General features: G+C 72.6%; 22 protein-coding genes and 1 tRNA gene. 9 read left to right on the top strand and 14 right to left on the bottom strand.

Features of this window, described 5'->3' with window-relative positions:
- The first annotated feature begins 7 nt into the window (after positions 1-7).
- On the top strand, positions 8-625 hold the full coding sequence (locus ACIOJE_RS00230) for an RraA family protein (protein ID WP_400772342.1): 618 nt from the start codon (positions 8-10) through the stop codon (positions 623-625).
- Between the two features lie 71 nt (positions 626-696).
- On the opposite strand, the gene ACIOJE_RS00225 is transcribed toward ACIOJE_RS00230, so the two are convergent.
- Entirely contained in the window at positions 697-1,533 is an 837-nt protein-coding gene (locus ACIOJE_RS00225) for an isocitrate lyase/phosphoenolpyruvate mutase family protein (RefSeq protein ID WP_400772339.1), read from the bottom strand.
- A gap of 119 nt (positions 1,534-1,652) precedes the next feature.
- Here ACIOJE_RS00225 and ACIOJE_RS00220 point away from each other — a divergent pair, with 119 nt between their 5' ends.
- Both ACIOJE_RS00220 and ACIOJE_RS00215 read left to right on the top strand, forming a co-directional pair.
- The gene (locus ACIOJE_RS00220; RefSeq protein WP_400772337.1) at positions 1,653-2,684 is read left to right on the top strand and encodes an ArsR/SmtB family transcription factor; all 1,032 of its coding nucleotides are present in this window, start codon (positions 1,653-1,655) and stop codon (positions 2,682-2,684) included.
- Positions 2,685-2,836: 152 nt separating this feature from the next.
- Complete coding sequence (locus ACIOJE_RS00215; RefSeq protein WP_030240972.1) at positions 2,837-3,511, top strand: Crp/Fnr family transcriptional regulator; 675 nt, start codon at positions 2,837-2,839, stop codon at positions 3,509-3,511.
- Between the two features lie 85 nt (positions 3,512-3,596).
- On the opposite strand, the gene ACIOJE_RS00210 is transcribed toward ACIOJE_RS00215, so the two are convergent.
- The 5 genes from ACIOJE_RS00210 to ACIOJE_RS00190 form a co-directional block, all read right to left on the bottom strand.
- Positions 3,597-4,430, bottom strand: coding sequence for an MBL fold metallo-hydrolase (locus ACIOJE_RS00210; RefSeq protein WP_280673422.1), 834 nt, complete (start codon positions 4,428-4,430; stop codon positions 3,597-3,599).
- Positions 4,427-4,600 carry a hypothetical protein gene (locus ACIOJE_RS00205; RefSeq protein ID WP_280673424.1) on the bottom strand — a complete coding sequence of 58 codons (174 nt, stop codon included), beginning with the start codon at positions 4,598-4,600 and terminating at the stop codon, positions 4,427-4,429. The genes ACIOJE_RS00210 and ACIOJE_RS00205 overlap by 4 nt, the downstream gene beginning before the upstream one ends.
- A 141-nt stretch (positions 4,601-4,741) precedes the next feature.
- A complete protein-coding gene (locus ACIOJE_RS00200) occupies positions 4,742-5,608 on the bottom strand; it encodes an NUDIX hydrolase (protein ID WP_400772333.1) in 867 nt (288 codons plus the stop codon).
- A 64-nt stretch (positions 5,609-5,672) separates the two neighbouring features.
- On the bottom strand, positions 5,673-6,140 hold the full coding sequence (locus ACIOJE_RS00195; protein WP_280673430.1) for a RidA family protein: 468 nt from the start codon (positions 6,138-6,140) through the stop codon (positions 5,673-5,675).
- Positions 6,137-6,295, bottom strand: a complete 159-nt coding sequence (locus ACIOJE_RS00190) for a DUF4177 domain-containing protein (RefSeq protein ID WP_094743074.1) — start codon at positions 6,293-6,295, stop codon at positions 6,137-6,139. Before ACIOJE_RS00190 ends, ACIOJE_RS00195 begins: the two co-directional genes overlap by 4 nt.
- Positions 6,296-6,503: 208 nt before the next feature.
- Here ACIOJE_RS00190 and ACIOJE_RS00185 point away from each other — a divergent pair, with 208 nt between their 5' ends.
- On the top strand, positions 6,504-7,586 hold the full coding sequence (locus ACIOJE_RS00185) for an ArsA-related P-loop ATPase (RefSeq protein WP_400772331.1): 1,083 nt from the start codon (positions 6,504-6,506) through the stop codon (positions 7,584-7,586).
- Entirely contained in the window at positions 7,583-8,839 is a 1,257-nt protein-coding gene (locus ACIOJE_RS00180; protein WP_400772328.1) for an ArsA family ATPase, read from the top strand. Before ACIOJE_RS00185 ends, ACIOJE_RS00180 begins: the two co-directional genes overlap by 4 nt.
- Positions 8,840-9,048: 209 nt before the next feature.
- On the opposite strand, the gene ACIOJE_RS00175 is transcribed toward ACIOJE_RS00180, so the two are convergent.
- On the bottom strand, positions 9,049-9,372 hold the full coding sequence (locus tag ACIOJE_RS00175) for a WhiB family transcriptional regulator (RefSeq protein WP_033333275.1): 324 nt from the start codon (positions 9,370-9,372) through the stop codon (positions 9,049-9,051).
- Between the two features lie 423 nt (positions 9,373-9,795).
- Between ACIOJE_RS00175 and ACIOJE_RS00170 the strand changes: the two genes are divergently transcribed.
- Positions 9,796-12,174, top strand: coding sequence for a transglycosylase domain-containing protein (locus ACIOJE_RS00170; protein ID WP_400772326.1), 2,379 nt, complete (start codon positions 9,796-9,798; stop codon positions 12,172-12,174).
- Positions 12,175-12,331: 157 nt separating this feature from the next.
- On the opposite strand, the gene ACIOJE_RS00165 is transcribed toward ACIOJE_RS00170, so the two are convergent.
- Entirely contained in the window at positions 12,332-12,787 is a 456-nt protein-coding gene (locus tag ACIOJE_RS00165; protein ID WP_280673441.1) for a GatB/YqeY domain-containing protein, read from the bottom strand.
- A 146-nt stretch (positions 12,788-12,933) separates the two neighbouring features.
- Here ACIOJE_RS00165 and ACIOJE_RS00160 point away from each other — a divergent pair, with 146 nt between their 5' ends.
- From ACIOJE_RS00160 to ACIOJE_RS00150, 3 genes are all read left to right on the top strand, one after another.
- Positions 12,934-13,560, top strand: a complete 627-nt coding sequence (locus ACIOJE_RS00160; protein ID WP_400772323.1) for a CGNR zinc finger domain-containing protein — start codon at positions 12,934-12,936, stop codon at positions 13,558-13,560.
- A gap of 66 nt (positions 13,561-13,626) precedes the next feature.
- Positions 13,627-14,571 (top strand): metallophosphoesterase, encoded by a 945-nt coding sequence (locus ACIOJE_RS00155; RefSeq protein ID WP_400772321.1) that lies wholly within the window; start codon positions 13,627-13,629, stop codon positions 14,569-14,571.
- Positions 14,572-14,671: 100 nt separating this feature from the next.
- Positions 14,672-14,745: transfer RNA gene (locus ACIOJE_RS00150), tRNA-Pro, on the top strand.
- 157 nt (positions 14,746-14,902) lie between these two features.
- Here ACIOJE_RS00150 and ACIOJE_RS00145 read toward each other — a convergent pair.
- Genes ACIOJE_RS00145 through ACIOJE_RS00120 form a run of 6 tightly spaced genes read right to left on the bottom strand, consistent with a single transcriptional unit; the run spans position 14,903 to position 19,197 of the window.
- The gene (locus ACIOJE_RS00145) at positions 14,903-15,403 is read right to left on the bottom strand and encodes a GNAT family N-acetyltransferase (RefSeq protein WP_400772318.1); all 501 of its coding nucleotides are present in this window, start codon (positions 15,401-15,403) and stop codon (positions 14,903-14,905) included.
- Positions 15,400-15,819: an arsenate reductase ArsC gene (locus ACIOJE_RS00140; RefSeq protein ID WP_280673449.1), complete on the bottom strand. Its 420-nt coding sequence runs from the start codon at positions 15,817-15,819 to the stop codon at positions 15,400-15,402. Before ACIOJE_RS00140 ends, ACIOJE_RS00145 begins: the two co-directional genes overlap by 4 nt.
- 35 nt (positions 15,820-15,854) lie before the next feature.
- On the bottom strand, positions 15,855-16,601 hold the full coding sequence (locus tag ACIOJE_RS00135; RefSeq protein ID WP_280673451.1) for an MIP/aquaporin family protein: 747 nt from the start codon (positions 16,599-16,601) through the stop codon (positions 15,855-15,857).
- The gene (locus ACIOJE_RS00130) at positions 16,598-16,981 is read right to left on the bottom strand and encodes an ArsR/SmtB family transcription factor (protein ID WP_400772315.1); all 384 of its coding nucleotides are present in this window, start codon (positions 16,979-16,981) and stop codon (positions 16,598-16,600) included. The genes ACIOJE_RS00135 and ACIOJE_RS00130 overlap by 4 nt, the downstream gene beginning before the upstream one ends.
- Positions 16,982-17,005: 24 nt before the next feature.
- Positions 17,006-17,236, bottom strand: a complete 231-nt coding sequence (locus ACIOJE_RS00125) for a hypothetical protein (RefSeq protein WP_400772312.1) — start codon at positions 17,234-17,236, stop codon at positions 17,006-17,008.
- Positions 17,233-19,197, bottom strand: a complete 1,965-nt coding sequence (locus ACIOJE_RS00120; RefSeq protein ID WP_400772310.1) for a glycoside hydrolase family 9 protein — start codon at positions 19,195-19,197, stop codon at positions 17,233-17,235. Before ACIOJE_RS00120 ends, ACIOJE_RS00125 begins: the two co-directional genes overlap by 4 nt.
- Positions 19,198-19,439 lie beyond the last annotated feature (242 nt).

Here is a 19,439-nt window from a genome sequence, read left to right as displayed (position 1 = left end):
AGGAAGCATGGACCAGCACTTCAAGGACATCCCCACCACCACGCTGGCCGACGTGCTCGGGCGCGCCCAGGTGATGGACATCGGCATCCGTCCGCTCTGGCCGGGGGCGCCCCGGGTGGCCGGCCCGGCGTTCACCGTGCAGTGCCCGCCCGGCGACAACCTGATGCTGCACGCGGCGATCTACCGGGCCGAGCCGGGCGCCGTGATCGTCGTCGAGTCGGGCGACCTGGACTACGCGCTGGCCGGCGGCAACGTGTGCGCCGTCGCGCAGCGCCGGGGCGTCGCGGCCTTCGTGGCCGACGGCCTGATCCGGGATCTGGGCGAGGTCCGGGAGCTGGGCTTCCCGGTGTTCGCCCGTGGCGTGATCCCGATCCCGGGGGCCAAGCAGGCCCTCGGCACGCACGGCGCCCAGGTGCGCTGCGGCGGCGTGTCGGTGGCGGCCGGCGACATCGTGGTGGCCGACGAGGAGGGGGTCGTGGTGGTGCCCGCGGCCCGGCGCGCGGAGGCCCTGGCGGCGGCCCGCGCCAAGCTGGCCAAGGAGGCCGCCGAGACGCTGGACGACTGGGAGGCCGCGCACCACGCCCGGATCGAGAAGACCCTCGGCGAGCTGGGCTTCACCGGCTGACCCGGCCGACCCGGCTGACCCGGCCGACCCGGCTGACCCGGCTGACCCAGGTCAGCCCCCCGGGAACGCGGTCAGCCCCCGTACAGCCCGTTGAGCTCGCCGAAGCCGAGCGCGCCGTCCAGCTCCGCCAGCGTCCCGGGCCCGAGCAGTTCGGCCGCGGCGCGGCGGGCCGCGGTGTACGCGAGCTGGGCGAGGCCGGTGCCGACGCTGACTCGCCGCACCCCCGCGCCGGCGAGTTCGGCGACGGTCGGCCCGCCCGCGACGGCCATGGCGTTCACCGGCAGCGGGGAGCGCCGGCACAGCTCGGCGAGGGCGTCGAGGTCGAGCAGCCCGGGGACGAACAGGCCGTCGGCACCCGCCCCGGCGTAGGCCTCGACCCGGGTCAGGACGTCGTCGAGCCCGCCCAGCCCGAACAGGAACACGTCCGTACGGGCGTTGATCACCAGCTCGGGCAGGCCGGCCCCGGCCGCCGCCGCCCGGGCCGCCCGCAGCCGGTCGGCCTGCTCGGCCACCGGGAACAGCGGGCCGCCGACGGCCGCCGAGTCCTCCAGGTTGACGCCGACGGCGCCGGCCTCGACCAGCGCCGCCACGGTCGCGGCCACGTCGGCGGGCAGCGGCCCGTAGCCGCCCTCGGCGTCGACGGTGACCGGCACGTCCACGGCCGCGACGATCCGGCGGGCCGCCTCGACGGCCTGGGCCCGCTCCAGCCGGTGGCCGTCGCCGCGGCCGAGCGACCAGGAGACGCCGCCGCTGGTGGTGGCGATCGCCCGGGCGCCGGCCGAGGCGATGACGGCGGCGCTGCCCGCGTCCCAGGCGTTGGGCAGGACGAGCGGGCCGTCCGCGACGAGCTCCCGCAGCCGCAGCGCCCGCTCGCGCAGGGTGGGGGTGGAGGTGGGGGTGGGGGACATGCGGGGTCACCGTCTTCCGTGCCGTCGGGTGCTGCCTCGGTTCCCCCGCATCGTGCGGCCCGTCCCGCAGCGGCCACCACTGATTAAGCTGAGCCCGAATCTTCTGGGAGGGGCCCGGCATGCGGACGGCACTGCACTTCTCCGCGAACGACCTGGCGCTGACCCGGTTCGCCGTCTCCCCCATGCAGGAGGTGGTGACCAGCCTCCGCGCCCTCGCCCACTCCCCCGTCCCCGCGCTGCACCGCCGCTGGGCCGACCAGGTCCGCGCCCGGCCGGCCGCCACCGGGCTGGACCGCAGCCGGCTGGCCGTCATGGTCCCGCCCACCGGCCACCTGCCCGACTTCCTCAACCCCGCGCCGACGGGCTTCGCCCCCGCCCTCGCCGACGAGCTGGCCGCGATCACCGCCACCGGCGCCGGGCAGGTCCGGGCCGACCTCGACATCCTCGCCGCCGAGGCCGGCGGCCGCCTGCCGCCCGTCCTGGAGTCCCTGTACCGCGACCCGGCCGGGCAGCTGCCCCGGCTCGCCGCCGAGATCGAGGCGTACTGGCAACTCTCGCTCGCCCCGTACTGGGCCCGGATCCGCGCCCTGCTGGAGGCGGACGTGTTCCACCGCTCCCGGCAGGCCGCCGAGCACGGCACCGCGCGGATGCTGGACGACCTGCACGAGACGGTCCGCTGGGACGGCACCGCGCTGCGCCTGGAGCGACGGCACTGCGCGGTCACCCGGCTGACCGCCGGGGCCGGGCTGCTGCTCCTGCCCTCCGCCTTCGCCTGGCCGCAGGTGCTGACCCGGGTGCTGCCGCCGGACCCGCCGCAGCTGAGCTACCCGGCGCGCGGCGCGGCCACCCTCTGGGCGCCCCGCCCGGGCGGGGCGCCGGACGCGCTGGCCACCGTCCTCGGCCGGTCCCGGGCCCGGCTGCTGGCCGAACTGGACTCCCCGGCCTCGACCACCGAGCTGGCCCGCCGCACCGGCCTGTCCGCCGCCGGCGTCTCGCAGCACCTGACCGCCCTGCGCGCGGCGGGCCTGACCAGTGCCCACCGCGCGGGCCACAGTGTCCTCTACGCCCGCACGGCGGTGGGCGATTCACTGTTCGAGCCATTCGCGCAGGCGTTCGATCCGGTGCCTCCCCCGCGGCGCCCCGGCCGGTGATCCGCCAGTACGAATGGCCCCGCGCAGCACACCTCGGCGCACCCCCTCCTCATATGATCGGAGCGACATGCGCCATGCTTGGTGATGCAGAGCACGGTACGGAACTTGCGCCGGACGGCCCACCCGCCGGACGGCCGAGAAGGAGGAAGCACGTGGACGACGTTCTGCGGCGCGCCGCACTCTTCGCGGCACTCGACGACGAACAGGCCGGCGAGCTGCGCGCTTCCATGACCGAGGTGACCCTCGCACGTGGTGAGTCGCTGTTCCACGAGGGCGACCCGGGCGACCGGCTGTACGTCGTCGCCGAGGGCAAGGTCAAGCTGCACCGCGCCTCGCCGGACGGACGCGAGAACATGCTCGCCGTCCTCGGCCCCAGCGAGATGATCGGCGAACTGTCGCTGTTCGACCCGGGCCCGCGCACCGCGACCGCCAGCGCGCTGACCGAGGTCAAGCTGCTCGGTCTGGGCCACGGCGACCTGCAGCCCTGGCTGCACGCCCGCCCCGAGGTCTCCATCGCGCTGCTGCGGGCCATCGCCCGCCGTCTGCGCCGGACCAACGACGTGATGTCCGACCTGGTCTTCTCCGACGTGCCCGGTCGCGTCGCCAAGGCCCTGCTGGACCTCTCCCGCCGCTTCGGCGTGCAGTCCGAGGAGGGCATCCACGTCGCCCACGACCTCACCCAGGAGGAACTGGCCCAGCTGGTCGGCGCCTCCCGCGAGACGGTCAACAAGGCGCTCGCCGACTTCGCCGGCCGCGGCTGGCTGAAGCTGGAGGCGCGCGCGGTGGTGCTGATGGACGTCGAGCGGCTGTCGCGCCGCTCGCGCTGACACCGCCCCGTCCACGCCGAAGGGCCCGTCCGAGCGGACGGGCCCTTCGGCGTTCTCCCCGGGTTGCACGGGGCTTGCACCCCGGTCAGTCGAGGCCCGGGATCAGCCCGTGTTCCTCCAGGTACTCCAGCTGCGCCCGGACCGAGAGCTCGGCGGCCGGCCAGAGCGTCCGGTCGACGTCGGCGTAGACCCGGGCCACCACCTCCTCCGCGGTCCGGCAGCCGGCCTCGACCGCGGTCTCCACCTGCGCGAGCCGGGTGGCCCGGTGGGCGAGGTAGTAGTCGACGGCGCCGAGCGCGTCCGCGAGCACCGGGCCGTGGCCGGGCAGTACCGTCCGCACGCCGTGCGCGGAGGCCATCGTGTGCAGGTGGCGCAGCGAGTCCAGGTAGTCGCCGAGCCGGCCGTCGGGGTGGGCGACCATCGTGGTGCCGCGGCCGAGGACGGTGTCGCCGGTGAGGATCGCGCCGTCGGCGGGCAGGTGGAAGGTCAGCGAGTCCGAGGTGTGGCCGGGGGTGGCGACCACCCGCAGGTCGAGGCCGCCGACGTCCAGCCGCTGGCCGTTGACCAGGCCCTCGGAGCCCAGCCGGTGCGCCGGGTCCAGGGCGCGCACCTCGGTGCCGGTGAGTTCGGCGAAGCGGGCCGCGCCCTCGGAGTGGTCGGCGTGGCCGTGGGTGAGCAGGGTCAGCGCGACGCGCTTGCCCTGCTGCTCCGCGAGGTCGACCACCCGGCGCAGGTGGCCCTCGTGCAGCGGGCCCGGGTCGATCACCACGGCGAGGTCCGAGCCGGGCTCGGAGAGCAGCCAGGTGTTGGTGCCGTCCAGCGTCATCGGCGACGGGTTCGGCGCCAGCACGCACAGCGCCCGAGGGGTGGCCTCGCCGTCGATGGCGGCGGCGGGGTCGCCCGGCAGGAGTCCGCTCACCGGCTGCCCTCGCCGTCGCGGTACAGGGCCCTCGGCGGCAGCGGCCGGACGAGGGACCGCCGGGTCGCCTCGACGAACGGGACCGGGCCCTCGCAGGCCGGGGTGCGGGGGATCAGGCGGCGGGCGGGCAGCGCGGGTGCCGTCCGGCGAGCCACGTCGTTGTGGGTCATCGGGCGTCGGTCCTTTCTGTTCGGCGGCTCTGTTCGGCGTCGGTGGTGCATTGTCGGTGTTCCGCGTCGTTGGTGCTCGATGTCGGTTCTGTTCGGCGTCACCGGTGCTCCGCGGTGGTGGCGTTCGCCGTTGCCGTGCGGTCAGGCGTCCTCGGGGAAGTCCCCGTCGATGGTCAGTTCGTCGTACCCGGGCCAGCGGACCGTCATCCGGTCCCCCCGGACCTCGGCCCGGCCCAGCACCGGCGCCAGCGACCGCCCGGCGGCCGCGGCCAGGGCCTCGGCGGCGGTGTGCACCGGCGACAGCTCGCGCAGCACCGTCACGGTCGGCGGCAGCATCCCGAACCGGCCCTCCTGGTGGCCCCGGACGGCCTCGGAGGGCGTCAGCCAGGCCACCCGGTCGGCCTCGCCGACCTCCAGGGCCGCGCGCTGCCCGGTCGGCAGCGCGGCGACGAAGAACCAGGTGTCGTAGCGGCGCTCCTCGAACTCCGGGGTGACCCAGCGGGCCCAGCCGCCCAGCAGGTCGCTGCGCAGCACCAGGCCGTGGTCGCGGAGGAACTCGGCGAAGGACAGCTCGTGCGCCTCCAGCGCGGCCCGCTCGGCGCTCCAGTCGCGCGGCGCGGCGACGCTGTCCGCGTCCGGCCCGGCCAGCAGGACCCCGGCCTCCTCGAAGGTCTCGCGGACGGCCGCGCAGACCACCGCCCGCGCCGTCCGGGCGTCCACCCCGAGCCGCCGCGCCCACTCCTCGGGCGTCGGCCCGGCCCAGCCCGTCTCCACCTCGGCGTCGCGCGGATCCACCCCGCCGCCCGGGTAGGCGTACATGCCGGCCGCGAAGGCCATCGAGGTGCGCCGGCGCAGCAGGTACGCCTGCGGCCCGTCGGCCGCGTCGCGCAGCAGCACGACCGTCGCGGCGGGCCTGGGCACCGCCGGGGTCAGCGCGCCGGAGTCGACCGCCCGGATCCGGGCGGGCCAACCGGGCGGCATCGGGAGCGTCGTCGCTCGATGGTCCATGCCCGGATGCTAAGCGCACGAAGGCGGGGTTGGACAGGCCCAACCCCGCCTTTCGCGATCACGGTCAGTTGGTCTTGACCCGCACCTGCAGCTCGACCTCGACCGGGGCGTCCAGCGGCAGCACCGCGACGCCGACCGCGCTGCGGGCGTGCACGCCGGCCTCGCCCAGCACCTTGCCGAGCAGCTCGCTGGCGCCGTTGATCACGCCCGGCTGGCCGGTGAAGTCGGGGGCCGAGGCGACGAAGCCGACGACCTTCACGACCCGCTCGATCTGGTCCAGGTCGCCGATCACCGACTTGATCGCGGCCAGCGCGTTCAGCGCGCAGGTCTGCGCGAGCTCCTTGGCCTCCTCCGGGGACACCTCGGCGCCGACCTTGCCGGTGCTCGGCAGCTTGCCGCCGACGACCGGCAGCTGGCCGGAGGTGAACACGAACTCGCCCGCGCGCAGGGCCGGCACGTACGCGGCGACCGGGGCGGCCACCGGCGGCAGGGTCAGACCCAGGTCCGCGAGCTTCACCTCGACCTTGCTCATGCGTTCTTCTCCCGCTTGAAGTAGGCCACCAGCTGCTCCGGGTTCGGGCCCGGCACGACCTGGACGAGCTCCCAGCCGTCCTCGCCGAAGTTGTCCAGGATCTGCTTGGTGGCGTGCACGAGCAGAGGCGCCGTCATGTATTCCCACTTGGTCATGGCCAGACTCTAGACGAGCCGCCGCGGCGATCGGCGCCGCCCACGGACCGGCGTGTGAGGTGGCCCACAAAGGGGGCATGATTCAGGCCCGGCCCCCCTGGTGCTCCGGGCATCCGGCGCGCTCCCTGGTTACCCTCGCGAGAGGGCACCGGAGATCGGGCCGGCCGACGGAGCGGCCCCCGGCCCACGAGACGGACGGAGACGGAGCGTGGCACGCACCCCCGGCCAGGCGGCCCGGCGCGACCCCGACTGGGAGGGCGTCCGGCTGCACGTGGTCAGCGGCAAGGGCGGCACCGGGAAGACCACGCTGGCCGCCGCGCTGGCGCTGGCACTCGCCGCCGACGGCGGGCGGGTCCTGCTCATCGAGGTCGAGGGGCGGCAGGGCATCGCCGAACTGTTCGGCATCGCCGCCCTCCCGTACGAGGAGCGCCGGATCGCCTCGGTCTCCCGCGCCCAGCTGGGCCTGCCGCCCGACGAGGGGGGCGGCGGTGGCGGCGGCGAAGTGTTCGCGCTGGCCATCGACACCGAGCTCGCGCTGCTCGAGTACCTGGAGATGTTCTACAAGCTCGGCCGGGCCGGCAAGGCGCTGCAGAAGGTCGGCTTCGTCGACTTCGCGACCACCATCGCGCCCGGCGTACGGGACGTCCTGCTCACCGGCAAGGCCTGCGAGGCGGCCCGGCGCAAGGGCCCGGACGGCCGCCGCCGCTACGACGCGGTCGTGATGGACGCGCCACCGACCGGACGGCTCACCCGGTTCCTGAACGTGAACGCCGAGGTCGCCGGGCTGGCCCGGATCGGGCCGATACACACGCAGGCGCAGGCCGTGATGCGGGTGCTGAAGTCGCCGGAGACCGCGGTGCACCTGGTCACCCTGCTGGAGGAGATGCCGGTGCAGGAGACGGTCGACGGCTTCGCCGAGCTGCGCGAGGCCAGGCTCCCGGTGGGCGGGGTGATGGTCAACATGGTCCGGCCGCCGGTGCTGGACGCCGCGGCGGTGGCCGCAGTGGACGGGGACCACCGCGAAGAGGTCGCCCTGGCCCTCGGCGAGGCCGGGCTCGGCGGGCGCTCGCGCAAGACGGAGACCGTCCGGGCGGCGGTGGAGCCGCTGCTCGACCCGCTGCTGGCGCAGGCCCGGGAACACGCCGAGCGGGTCGAGCTGGAGCGTGAGCAGCGCGCCGATCTGCAGCAGCTGCGGCTCCCCACCTACGAACTTCCGCTGCTGGGCGAGGGCGTGGACCTCGGCGGGCTGTACCGGCTGGCGGGCGAACTGAAACGGCAGGGGGCGGCGTGACCAGCAGCGGAACCAGCGGCGGCAGCGGCGGGGCCGGCCGGACCAGCGGCCACGGCGGCAGCGGCGGCCACCACGGCAACGGCCACGGCGGCAACGGCGTACGCTCCACCGGCAGCCGACTCGCCGTCGACGAGCTGATCGACGACCCGAAGACCAGGATCATCGTCTGCTGCGGCTCCGGCGGCGTCGGCAAGACCACCACCGCCGCGGCGATCGGCCTGCGGGCCGCCGAACGCGGCCGCAAGGTCGTGGTGCTGACCATCGACCCGGCCCGGCGGCTCGCCCAGTCGATGGGCCTGACCGAGCTGGACAACACCCCCCGGGTCGTCAAGGGGGTCACCGGCGACGGCGAGCTGCAGGCCATGATGCTCGACATGAAGCGGACCTTCGACGAGGTCGTGCTCGCCCACGCCGAACCCGAACGGGCCAAGGCGATCATGGAGAACCCGTTCTACCAGTCCCTGTCGGCCGGCTTCGCGGGCACGCAGGAGTACATGGCGATGGAGAAGCTCGGGCAGCTGCGCGCCGCCGAGGAGTGGGACCTGATCGTCGTCGACACCCCGCCGTCCCGCTCGGCGCTGGACTTCCTGGACGCACCCAACCGGCTCGGGTCCTTCCTCGACGGCCGGGTGATCCGGATCCTGACCGCCCCGGCCAAGGTCGGCGGCCGCAGCGCGATGCGGTTCCTCAACGCCGGGATGGGCCTGCTCACCGGCACCCTGGGCAAGATCTTCGGCGCCCAGCTGCTCACCGACGTGCAGACCTTCGTCAGCGCGATGGACTCGATGTTCGGCGGCTTCCGCGAGCGCGCCGACCGCACGTACCAGCTGCTCAAGGCGCCGGGCACGGCGTTCCTGGTGGTGGCCGCGCCGGAGCGGGACGCGCTGCGCGAGGCGGCGTACTTCGTCGACCGGCTCGCCGCGGACCGGATGCCGCTGGCCGGGCTGGTGCTCAACCGGGTGCACGGCTCGGGCGCGCCGCAGCTCACCGCGGAACGGGCGCTGGCGGCCGCCGAGGCGCTGGAGGAGAACGGCTCGGAGCACGCCTCGCCCGAGGCCGAACTGCTCGCGGCCGGGTTGCTGCGGCTGCACGCCGAGCGGATGCAGATCATGGGGCGGGAGCGCCGCACCCGGGACCGCTTCGTGTCGGTGTACCCGGACGTGCCGATCGTGGAGGTCGCCGCGCTGCCTGGCGACGTGCACGACCTGGACGGGCTGCGGGCCATCGGGGACCGGCTCAGCGGCGCCGCGTAGGCGCCGACCCGCGCCGGACGCCCGGCACCGACGTATCCGGCGCGGGTGCGCCTGTGCCCCCAGCACAGGTGTGCCCGTCGCCGGTGTGCTCGGCGCCGCCATGTTCGTCGCCGATGTGCTCAGCGCCGGTATGCCCGGCGCCGTCGTGCTCAGCGCCGGTATGCCCAGCGCTGTCGTGCTCAGCGCCGGTATGCCCGGCGCCGTCGTGCTCAGCCCGCCTGGGCGTAGTCCGTCAGTATCACACCGGTGGCGAGGGACTCCTCGTACTCGGTGCGGGCCGTCTCCAGCAGTCTCCGCCACGACATGACCGTCGGGCGGCGGCGCAGCAGCGCCCGGCGCTCGCGCTCCGTCATCCCGCCCCAGACCCCGAACTCGACCCGGTTGTCCAGTGCGTCTGCCAGACATTCCGTGCGAACGGGGCACCCGCTGCACACCGCCTTGGCGCGGTTCTGCGCCGCCCCCTGGACGAACAACTCGTCCGGATCACTCGTGCGGCAGGCGGCCTGCGCACTCCAGTCGTCAACCCAGCCCATCCCGGCGCCGTCCTCTCCCGTATCGAGGCTCCCCCACGGCGGCAACGGCATACTCACCGTTGCCAGTTGAGGACGTTACGGAAGAACGGCAGCTTGCAACAGCCCCTCCGGGCTCAATCTCGAATGACCCGATTGGACTATGGGTACCGGTCAGCTCACTCGTTGGAGTGATCGCAGGTCGCAAGCCTTGCCAAGCGCGCGGCAGCAACTCTCGCCACGCACGTCATCACTGAGCGCTACGGTTCACACGGGTACAGCAGGCCACAGCTGCCTCAATAACCGCCCAAGGATGGGCAATTCGGGCAAGTCTCCGCACTCACAAGAGTGAATAGTGTTGACGCACCGAAGCTGTCGCAAGCTTGTGACAAGCGTAGGCGAACACCTGCCCCTATGTGCGGGATTCGGCGACGTAGGGTTCTCCCCATGGCACCGAAGCGCCCCCAGGCACCCCAGCCCCCAGGCAACACCGGAGCTCCGCGCGGCAAACGCCGCGAGTCACCGCTGGACTTCGCGGGACACGGAGTGAAGTTCCTGGGCGTCAGCGTGCTCTCCGGAGTCCTGCTGGCAGGCCTCGCCCTGCCCGCCGTCGGCGCCATCGGGCTGACCGCCAAGGACACGGCGGAGAGCTTTGCCAACATCTCCGACGACTTCAAGACCCCGCCGCTCACCCAGGCGACGCAGATCTTCGACGCCAAGGGCGGCCTGATCGCCAAGGTCTACGAGCGCGACCGCACCGTCCTGACCGCCGACCAGATGTCCACGTACATGCGGCAGGCCCAGGTCGACATCGAGGACGCCCGCTTCTACGAGCACGGCGCCGTCGACCTCAAGGGCGTGCTCCGCGCGATCGGCAAGAACGCCGAGAGCGGCACCGCCTCGCAGGGCGCCTCGACGCTGACCCAGCAGTACGTGAAGAACGTCAACGTCGAGAAGGCCGGCGACGACCAGGCCGCGGTACTGGAGGCGCAGCGCAAGACCCTGGGCCGCAAGATCCAGGAGCTCAAGGTCGCGATCAAGCTGGAGGAGGATCTGTCGAAGGACCAGATCCTCACCAACTACCTCAACATCACCTTCTACGGCCACCAGGCCTACGGGGTCGAGGCCGCCTCCCAGCGCTACTTCAGCAAGAGCAACAAGGACCTGACCATCGCCGAGGCCGCCACCCTGGCCGGCATGGTGCAGAACCCGTCGTCCTTCGACCCGGTGCGCTACCCCGAGAACACGGTCAAGCGCCGCAACGTCGTGATCGACAAGATGGTCGAGAACAAGCACATCACCGCGGACCAGGCCAAGGAGGCGAAGGCCGCCCCGCTGGGCCTGAAGTTCAAGGACCCGCAGAACGGCTGCATCACCGCCCAGGCCGGCATGGGCTTCTTCTGCGACTACGTGCGCCACGTGGTCAAGCAGGACCCGGCGTTCGGCAAGAACGCCGCCGACCGCAAGAAGCTGTGGGACACCGGCGGTCTGAACATCTACACCACGCTGGACCCGGACAAGCAGGCCGCCGCCCAGAACGCCGTCACCAAGAAGGTCAACGTGACCGACTCGGTGTCGGCCGCCGCGACCATGATGGAACCCGGCAGCGGCAAGATCCTGGCGATGGCCCAGACCCGCCCGTACGGCCTGGACCCGAACAAGAACCAGACCGTCGTCAACCTGAACGTCGACGCCTCGATGGGCGGCGGCAACGGCTTCCAGACCGGTTCGACCTTCAAGCCGATCCTGGCCGCGGCGGCCCTGGAGTCGGGCATGTCGGCCACCCAGGCGTTCCCCTCCCAGAACAAGATCGACTACCCGCAGATGTCCACCTGCTCGGGCACCTGGAAGAACACCGACAAGCCGAAGGCCACGGTCAAGAACGAGCAGGACAGCGAGGTCGGCCCGTACGAGCTCAAGGAGGCGATGGCCCGCTCGGTCAACACCTACTTCGTGCAGATGGAGCAGCAGGTCGGCCTCTGCTCGATGAAGCAGATGGCCAACAAGCTGGGCATCACCCAGTCCGCCAAGGGCGACGCCTTCCAGGAGGTCCCCTCGATGGTCCTGGGCACCATGGAGCTCAGCCCGCTGACCATGGCGAACGTCTACGCGACCTTCGCGGCCCGCGGCAAGTACTGCACCCCGATCGCGATCAACAAGATCAGCACGGTCGACGGCAAGGACGTCGCCGTCCCGCAGTCCACCTGCAGCCAGGCCTTCTCCGAGAACACCGCGGACAACCTCAACACCGTCCTCCTCAACGTGACCGAGAAGGGCACCGCGGCCTCCCTCACCCTGGACGACGGTCGGCAGATCGCCGGTAAGACCGGTACCACCGACGAGAAGAAGGCCGCCTGGTTCAGCGGCTACACCCCGTCCCTCGCCACCTCGGTCTGGCTCGGCGGCCCGGCCGGCGGCGTGAAGATGAAGAACATCACCATCGGCGGCCACTACTTCAGTGAGGTGTTCGGCGCCGACGGCCCCGGCCCGATCTGGCAGATGGCGATGAACCAGGCGCTCAAGGGCACGGCCAAGGAGCAGCTCCAGACCGTCAACATCCCGGACCCGGTCAAGACCGACCCCAACGCCGGGGCCACCCCACCGGCCGACCCGAACGCCCAGCAGCCCGGCGGCAACCCGCCGCCGGCCCAGGGCGGGAACCCGCCGCCGGCCCAGGGCGGCAACCCCGGAGGCAACCCCGCCGGGGGCGCCAACAACGCCGGCGGGATGATCGGTGGCGGGTTCACCTTCCCGCCGGGCATCATCGGCGGCAACGGCAACGGCGGGAACGGCAACGGCGGCAAGCACGGCGGTAACAACGGCTGAGCGGCCTCCGGCACGGCACGCTGAAGGGGCGCCCCCGAGAGTGATCTCGGGGGCGCCCCTTCGGGCTTTGCGGGTCGGGCTCTGTGCCCCCGGCGGGCGAACCTTCGTCGGTACCTTCGCGGGTGCGGCCCTGGCGGGTGCGGCCCTGGTGGGTGGCTCAGCCCGTCAGCGCCGCCTTCACCGCGGCGGCGACCCGGCCGCCCTCCGCCAGGCCGTCCACCTTCGGCTTCACCAGCTTCATCACGGCGCCCATCGCCTGCGGGCCGGTCGCCCCGCTCTCGGCTACGGCGGCCGCCACGATCGCGGTCAGCTCGTCGTCGGAGAGCTGCTTGGGCAGGTACTCCGCCAGCACCTCGCCCTCCGCCCGCTCCCGGGCCGCCTGGTCGGTCCGGCCCGCGGTGTCGAACGCCTCGGCGGCCTCCCGGCGCTTCTTCGCCTCGCGGGCGATCACCTTCAGCACGTCGGCGTCGGACAGCTCGCGCTTCGCCTTGCCCGCCACCTCCTCGCTGGTGACGGCAGCCAGCGTGAGCCGGATGGTGGACGAGCGCAACTCGTCCCGGTTCCTGATGGCAGCCGTGAGGTCCTCCTGCAGCTGCGCCTTGAGCGTCGTCATGGCCCCGAGTCTTTCACCTGCGGCGTTCGGTCGCTTGCCATTAAGACCGACCGGCACATGGTGGGCGGTCGGTCTAAGCGGTCTGCGGGATCCTCCCGAGGGTCCGCCGGGCTCTCCCCGCCGCAGTAACCTCTTATCCTGGTTACATGATGGACGGAGACCGAGGCGCCGCCGCCGGGCTGACCCTGACCACCCCCCAAGGCGCCGGCTTCCACTTCGACCCCGGCGCCCTCTGCCTCGAACTGCTCACCACCGGCGGCCTCGGCCCCTACGCCCGCTACGAGGTTCTGCACCAGCCGTCCGACCTCGCCCGCTGGCTACCCCGCTCCCGGCTGCGGCTGCCCGCCGACGCCGTCCGCATCGACCCCGCCCAGCTCACCGCCACCCGCACCCTGCGCGACGCGCTCTGGCGGCTCGCCGCCGACCGTGCCCACGGCCGCCCCGGCACCGCCGCGGACTACGCCGTCCTCAACCAGGCCGCCGCACACCCGCCGATCGTCCCCCGGATCGCCCCCGACGGCACCGCCACCGCCCCGCTGCCCGCCGACGGCCACCAGATCGCCTCCACCCTCGCCCGCGACGCCATCGCCCTGCTCACCGGCCCGTACGCGGACCGGGTGCGCGAGTGCGGCGCGCACGACTGCCGGCTGATCTTCGTCGACACCTCGCGGCCCGGGCGGCGGCGCTGGTGCTCCATGGAACGCTGCGGCAACCGGCACAAGGTCCAGGCCCTGCGGGCCCGGCGCGCCGAAGACCACCCCGGAGCGGAGTAGTCCGCCGTATCCGCACCCGGCCACCGGACGTTCACCAGCTGATCCCCCGTCTGAGAGCATGGACCGATGCGACCGCTGTACTCCGTTCCCCTCGGCTTCGCCGCCGCCGGCGCCGCCTGCCTCGCCTACTCCGTCGGGTACGAGGTCCGTTCCTTCCGGCTCCGCCGGGTCGAGGTCCCCGTCCTGCCCCACGGTGCCCGGCCCATCCGGGTACTGCAGGTCTCCGACATCCACATGGTGAGCGGGCAGGGCAAGAAGCAGCGCTGGTTGCAGAGCCTCGCCGGCCTGCGCCCCGACCTCGTCGTCAACACCGGCGACAACCTCTCCGACCCGCTCGGCGTCCCCGCCGCCCTCGACGCGCTCGGTCCGCTCATGGACTTCCCCGGCGTCTACGTCTTCGGGTCCAACGACTACTACGGCCCGGCCCGCAAGAACCCGGCCCGCTACCTCCAGGCGATGCGCAGCGGCTCCCACGGCCTGAACAACGCCGACGGCACCGGCCGCCGCGGCATCACCGGCGCCGTCCACAACCCGTGGGAGAAGCTCCGCGACGGCTTCGACGCGGCCGGCTGGCTCGACCTCACCAACACCCGCGGCCGGCTCACCATCGGCGGCCTCGACCTCGAATTCACCGGCCTCGACGACCCGCACATCCGCCGCGACCGCTACTCCGAGGTCGTCGGCGGCCCCTCCGCCGACGCCGACCTCTCCCTCGCCGTCGTCCACGCCCCCTACCTGCGTGTCCTCGACGCCTTCACCGCCGACCGCTACCCGCTGATCCTGGCCGGCCACACCCACGGCGGCCAGCTCTGCATCCCCTTCTACGGCGCCCTGGTCACCAACTGCGACCTCGACACCCGACGGGTCAAGGGCCTCTCCACCCACCAGGCCGGCGGCCGCCGCTCCTACCTCCACGTCTCCGCCGGCTGCGGCACCAACCGCTACACCCCCGTCCGCTTCGCCTGCCCCCCCGAGGCCACCCTCCTCACCCTCACCCCGGCCCCCCGCTGACCTGCACCGGACGCCCGCCGGGAACCGGATTTCGTGTCTCGGCGAGCGTCCGGTAGAGTTCTACTCGTTGCGACGGAGACAGAGCAACAAACCGCAGGACCGGGGTGTGGCGCAGCTTGGTAGCGCGCTTCGTTCGGGACGAAGAGGCCGTGGGTTCAAATCCCGCCACCCCGACCCAGGTCAGAGGCCCTATCGGAGAGATCCGATAGGGCCTCTGACGTTTCTGCAAACACGAAAGTGCAGCAACCGCTCCGCCCCTCCCCGACCGCCGGCAACGCCTACTGAGGAAGCGTCGGCAGAGCGGGTGGCTCCGCCGACGCCACCGGGTGATTCAGGACACAGTGGGGCTGCGGCGTTCGACGAGGGTGACGTCGCGCCAGGTGCCGCGGTGTTTGCCGATCCGTTCGCGGGTGCCGATGACGCGGAAGCCAGCGCGAGCGTGGAGGGCGAGGCTCGCTGTGTTCTCGGGGAAGATGCCGGACTGGATGGTCCAGATGCCTGCCGTCTCGGTCGAGGCGATCAGGGTGTCCAGGAGGGCGGCGCCGACGCCTCGGCCCTGTGCGTCCGGGTGGACGTAGACGGAGTGCTCGACGACGCCCGCGTACGCGCACCGGTCGGAGACGGCGACGGCGGCGGCCCAGCCGAGGACGCGGCCGTCAGCGTCGAGGGCAACCAGGCGGTGGTCCGGGAGCTTGGCCGCGTCGAAGGCGGTCCACGTCGGGGCGGTGGTCTCGAAGGTCGCGTTGCCCTCGTCGATGCCGAGCTGATAGATCGCCAAGACCTGATCAGCGTGCTCGGGCACCATGGTGCCGATGCGCACGGCGGGGCTCATGCGGCGGCCTCGACGCCAAGGTCGGCGAGCAGGCCGCGGATCCGCTCCTCGATCTCGTCGCGGATCGGGCGGACGGCGTCGACGCCCTGGCCAGCCGGGTCGTCCAGCTTCCAGTCCAGGTACCGCTTGCCGGGGACGGAGGGGCAGGCGTCGCCGCAGCCCATGGTGATCACCACGTCGGACGCCTGCACCGCCTCGACGGTCAGCACCTTCGGGGTTTCGGCGGAGATGTCGATGCCGACCTCGGCCATGGCCTCGACCACGGCCGGGTTCACGGTGTCGACCGGGGCGGAGCCGGCCGAGCGGACCTCGACCCGGTCTGCGCCGAGGCGGGTGAGGAAGGCGGCGGCCATCTGGGAGCGGCCGGCGTTGTGCACGCAGACGAACAGCACGGACGGGACGGCGGGAGCAGTCACGGGTCTCTTCCTTCGGGCAGGTGCGGGGCGGGGGTTCAGCGGCCGGAGGCGGCCGGGTGAAGCTCGCCGTGCGGGAGGACGACGTCCTCGGTGGCGGGCGCGGCGCGGCCGAAGAGCACGACGACCAGGGCGAGGCCGACGGCCAGGCCGACGAGCTGGGCGGCGACGAAGGCCGGAGCGGAGGCTGGGGTGATGCCGGCGAAGGTGTCGGTGAACGCCCGGCCGACGGTCACCGCCGGGTTGGCGAAGCTGGTCGAGGACGTGAACCAGTAGGCGGCGCCGATGTAGGAGGCGACCGCGACCGGGGCGAAGTGCTCGCGGCCGGTCCGGGCCAGGCCGAAGATCAGCAGGATGAGCCCGGCGGTCGCCACCACCTCGCCCAGCCACAGGTGCGGGGCGGAGCGGTCGTGGGTCGACCAGGCGACGAGCGGCTCGGCGAACATCGCATCCGCCAGCACTGCCCCGCCGATCGCCCCGGCGATTTGCGCCGGGACGTAGGCGGCAGCCTCGCGCAGGTTCGGCCCTTCTCCGCCGCGGCGGCCGGTCCACCACGCGGCCAGGGTGACCACCGGGTTGAAGTGCGCGCCGGAGACCGGGCCGAGCAAGGCGATCAGCACCCCGAGGCCGAACACCGTGGCCAGGGAGTTGGCCAGCAGCTGCACACCGACGTCCTGGGACAACTTGGTGGCCTGGATGCCCGAGCCGACCACCACCGCGACCAGCGCACCGGTCCCAACGAACTCCACTGCCGCCCGGCGGCCGAGCGAAGCCATCCCTGTCATCCCGCACCCCCGGCAGCCGCGCCAGCCGGGGCCTGCAGCAGGGAGGAGAGCGTGACCAGGGCAGCGGGCAGCACCCAGTAGTAAACCCAGGTGCCGCGCCGCTCGGAGCCGACCAGGCCAGCCTCGCGCAGCACCTTGAGGTGGTGGGAGATGGTCGGCTGGGAGACGTCGAACGGGCCCGTCAGGTCGCAGACGCATGCCTCGCCGCCCTCGTGCGAGGCGATCAGGGACAGCAGCCGCAGACGGACCGGGTCGGAGAGCGCCTTGAACATCCGCGCCAGGTCGACGGCCGCCTCCTCGCCCAGCGGCTCGCGGACCATCGGCGAGCAGCACACCACGGCATCGTCCTGCCCGAGGACGACCGGTTCTGAATTCGACATATGTCTATGTTGACAGTCATCTAATCAGCAAGCCAAGCTCGCTGTACCGACAGGTGTCGATACAAGACCTCGGACCGGGGAGGACACCATGTCCCGTGTCTCCGGCAGCGGGAGCACGGACTCCGAGGCGTCGGTCTTGACCTCGGGCTGCAGCAGCCGGCGGCGCACGCGCTGGAGCTGCTGCCGGACGAGGAGCTCACCCCGGTCCAGCATGACGTCCAGAGCGGTCAGGGCGTCGCCCTGCGCGGTCGTCACCTGGCGTTGGCCTCGGCGTTCTGGGGGGTGGAGGCGGAGAGGGTGAAGGCGAGCAGGGCTGTGGCGGTGAAGTCGTCTGCGGATTCGACCGTCTGCCAGGCTCCTACGTGGTCCAGGTAGCCGCTGCCGCGTCCGTCGAAAGCCGCGAAGGGGTTGCCCTGGTTCGTCGGGCACTTGCGCATGGTGGGGAAGGAGTTGAGATCCTTGAGCTTGGCAGCGGCGTTGGGGCCGTTGACGACACCGCCCAGCAGGATGTCACCTTCGCCGTCGAGGTCACCGGCGAGGTTGGCGGCCTGGTGCTCGGGGCAGTGCGGGAAGGTGGTGCCTGCCCCGATGACGAAGGAGGAACCCCAGGCGTTGGCGCCCAGCGTCCAGTTGCGCTGCTGGGTGGCGAAGGCGTCGTAGCGGGAGTCTCCGGTCACGCGGTGGTACAGCTGGGCGGTGGCGGCCAGACCGAAGGTGTGGGGCACGGAGTCGAAGTCGGTGTAGACGGCGCCGGCTCGGAACGGGTCGCGGGCCGCACGGGAGCTGCCGTCGTCGAGCTGTCGCTTGAGGTCGGCGACAAGCTGACTGCTGGTCACCTCCGCACTCGGGGTGCCGTAGTTGAGGAGCTTGGCGAGGTCGGCGTGTGCGAGTGCGCTGACGTCGCCAAGCCCCAGGGTGCCCTTGGTGTCGGAGTCGATGTACTGCTTGGCCCAGTGGCCGGCTTGCTTGATCCAGCCGACTGCCCGGTTGTCGCCGAGGGCCTGGCCGGCGAGGGCCAGCTCGCTGGCGCCGAATTCCATGTCGTCCTGCCAGGACGCCTCGGGATAGAACCCGTGGGGGAAAGCGGTGACCAGCTGGTCACCGGGTGCCGTATTGGCGAGTTCGTAGACGTGTGCGGCCTTCTCCAGCTCCGCGTGTGCCCGGTCCGGGTTGTCCGCCGCGTCCAGCTGGGCGGCCAGGGCGAAGGTCGCGGCGACGCGCCCGGCGAGGTTGGGGCTGATCGGCTTGCCGGGGGGTGCCGCACGGAAGACCGGCCGGTGCTTGATCAGGTAGTTCGGGTCGCCGGGCTTGACCTGGAGGGCGTCGTCGGCCTCGGGCAGGCGCCAGATGTCGTGATCGGAGCGGATCTTGCCGCTGCCGTCGTCCGTGTCGCCCTTGCCGAGACCGACCTGCACGTAGAGGGTGCGGGACTCGTCGTCCCACATCTTGTCGAGCCAGTCCAGCCCGTGGCGGCTCTCGGTAGCCAGCTCCTTCCCGCCGACGGGCGCGGTCCGCTGTGCAAGCAGCAGACTCGCGGTGGAGTAGGAGGCGGTGTGCGTGAACTTGAGGAAGTCACCGGCATCGTTCCAGCCGCCGGAGACGTCGACCGGGCCGTCGACCGGCTTGAGGGGCGCCAGCAGAACCTTCTCGTCCGCGTCGTAGGCCGGGGTGTCGTACACGGTGGCCTGGCGGTCCGCCAGGTGCGAGGGCTTGCGTCGCAGCTCGGTGGGAACGACGTCGGCTCCGTCGCGCTGGGCCTGGAAGAAGCGGACGTTGTCCTGGACGAGCTTGCCGAACAGTTCGTCCGCAGGCGCGATGTGGAACTGCGAGGAGGTCGCGCTCACGGGCCCGGACACCTCCACCCGGTAGTCACCGGGCTCGGTGAGACGGGACAGGTCCAGGGTGTGAACGGCCTTGTAGGTGCTGTTCCACCCGCCGGTGGAGGCCCCGACCTTGCCACTCAGCGCTTCCTTTCCGGAGGCGTCCCGCACCCGGAAGGACGCTGTGGACGCGGAGACGGAGGTCATGAGGTAGGCCTGTTTGGCCTCACCGGGCGTGTAGCCGACCTGGTCGACGCGCACCACGGCGCGAGGCGCTGCGGACGCGGAGGCCGCTGCCGTCGCTCCCTGGGCGGACTGGATGCAGCAGACCGCGAGCACGGTGGTTGCCACGCCGACAGCGGTCATGCCGATGACGCCGGTACGTATCTTTGCCATGCCCGCAGGCTGCCAGCGGCTTCATGAGGCGATCATGAGGAAGGCGACGGCACCCGGAGCTCCCCTGCCGAGTCGACGCTCGTGAAGCCGTCTTCGACGGCATCCTGGCGCTTCCATGCCGGTCGAGCGAGGCCGTCCGTCGGCTCGTGTCCCCGCACCTCGCCCAGCTCCGGTGATCGGCGCCGCTCTGCGGGGCCTCGACGGCCTCCCGAGCGCGCACCGGCGACCACCGGTCCACTTCG

Source organism: Kitasatospora sp. NPDC087861, from assembly GCF_044742585.1.
Taxonomy (GTDB): Bacteria; Actinomycetota; Actinomycetes; order Streptomycetales; family Streptomycetaceae; genus Kitasatospora.
Note: the sequence above shows the minus strand (reverse complement) of the source record. Positions and strands in the feature narration are given on the sequence as shown.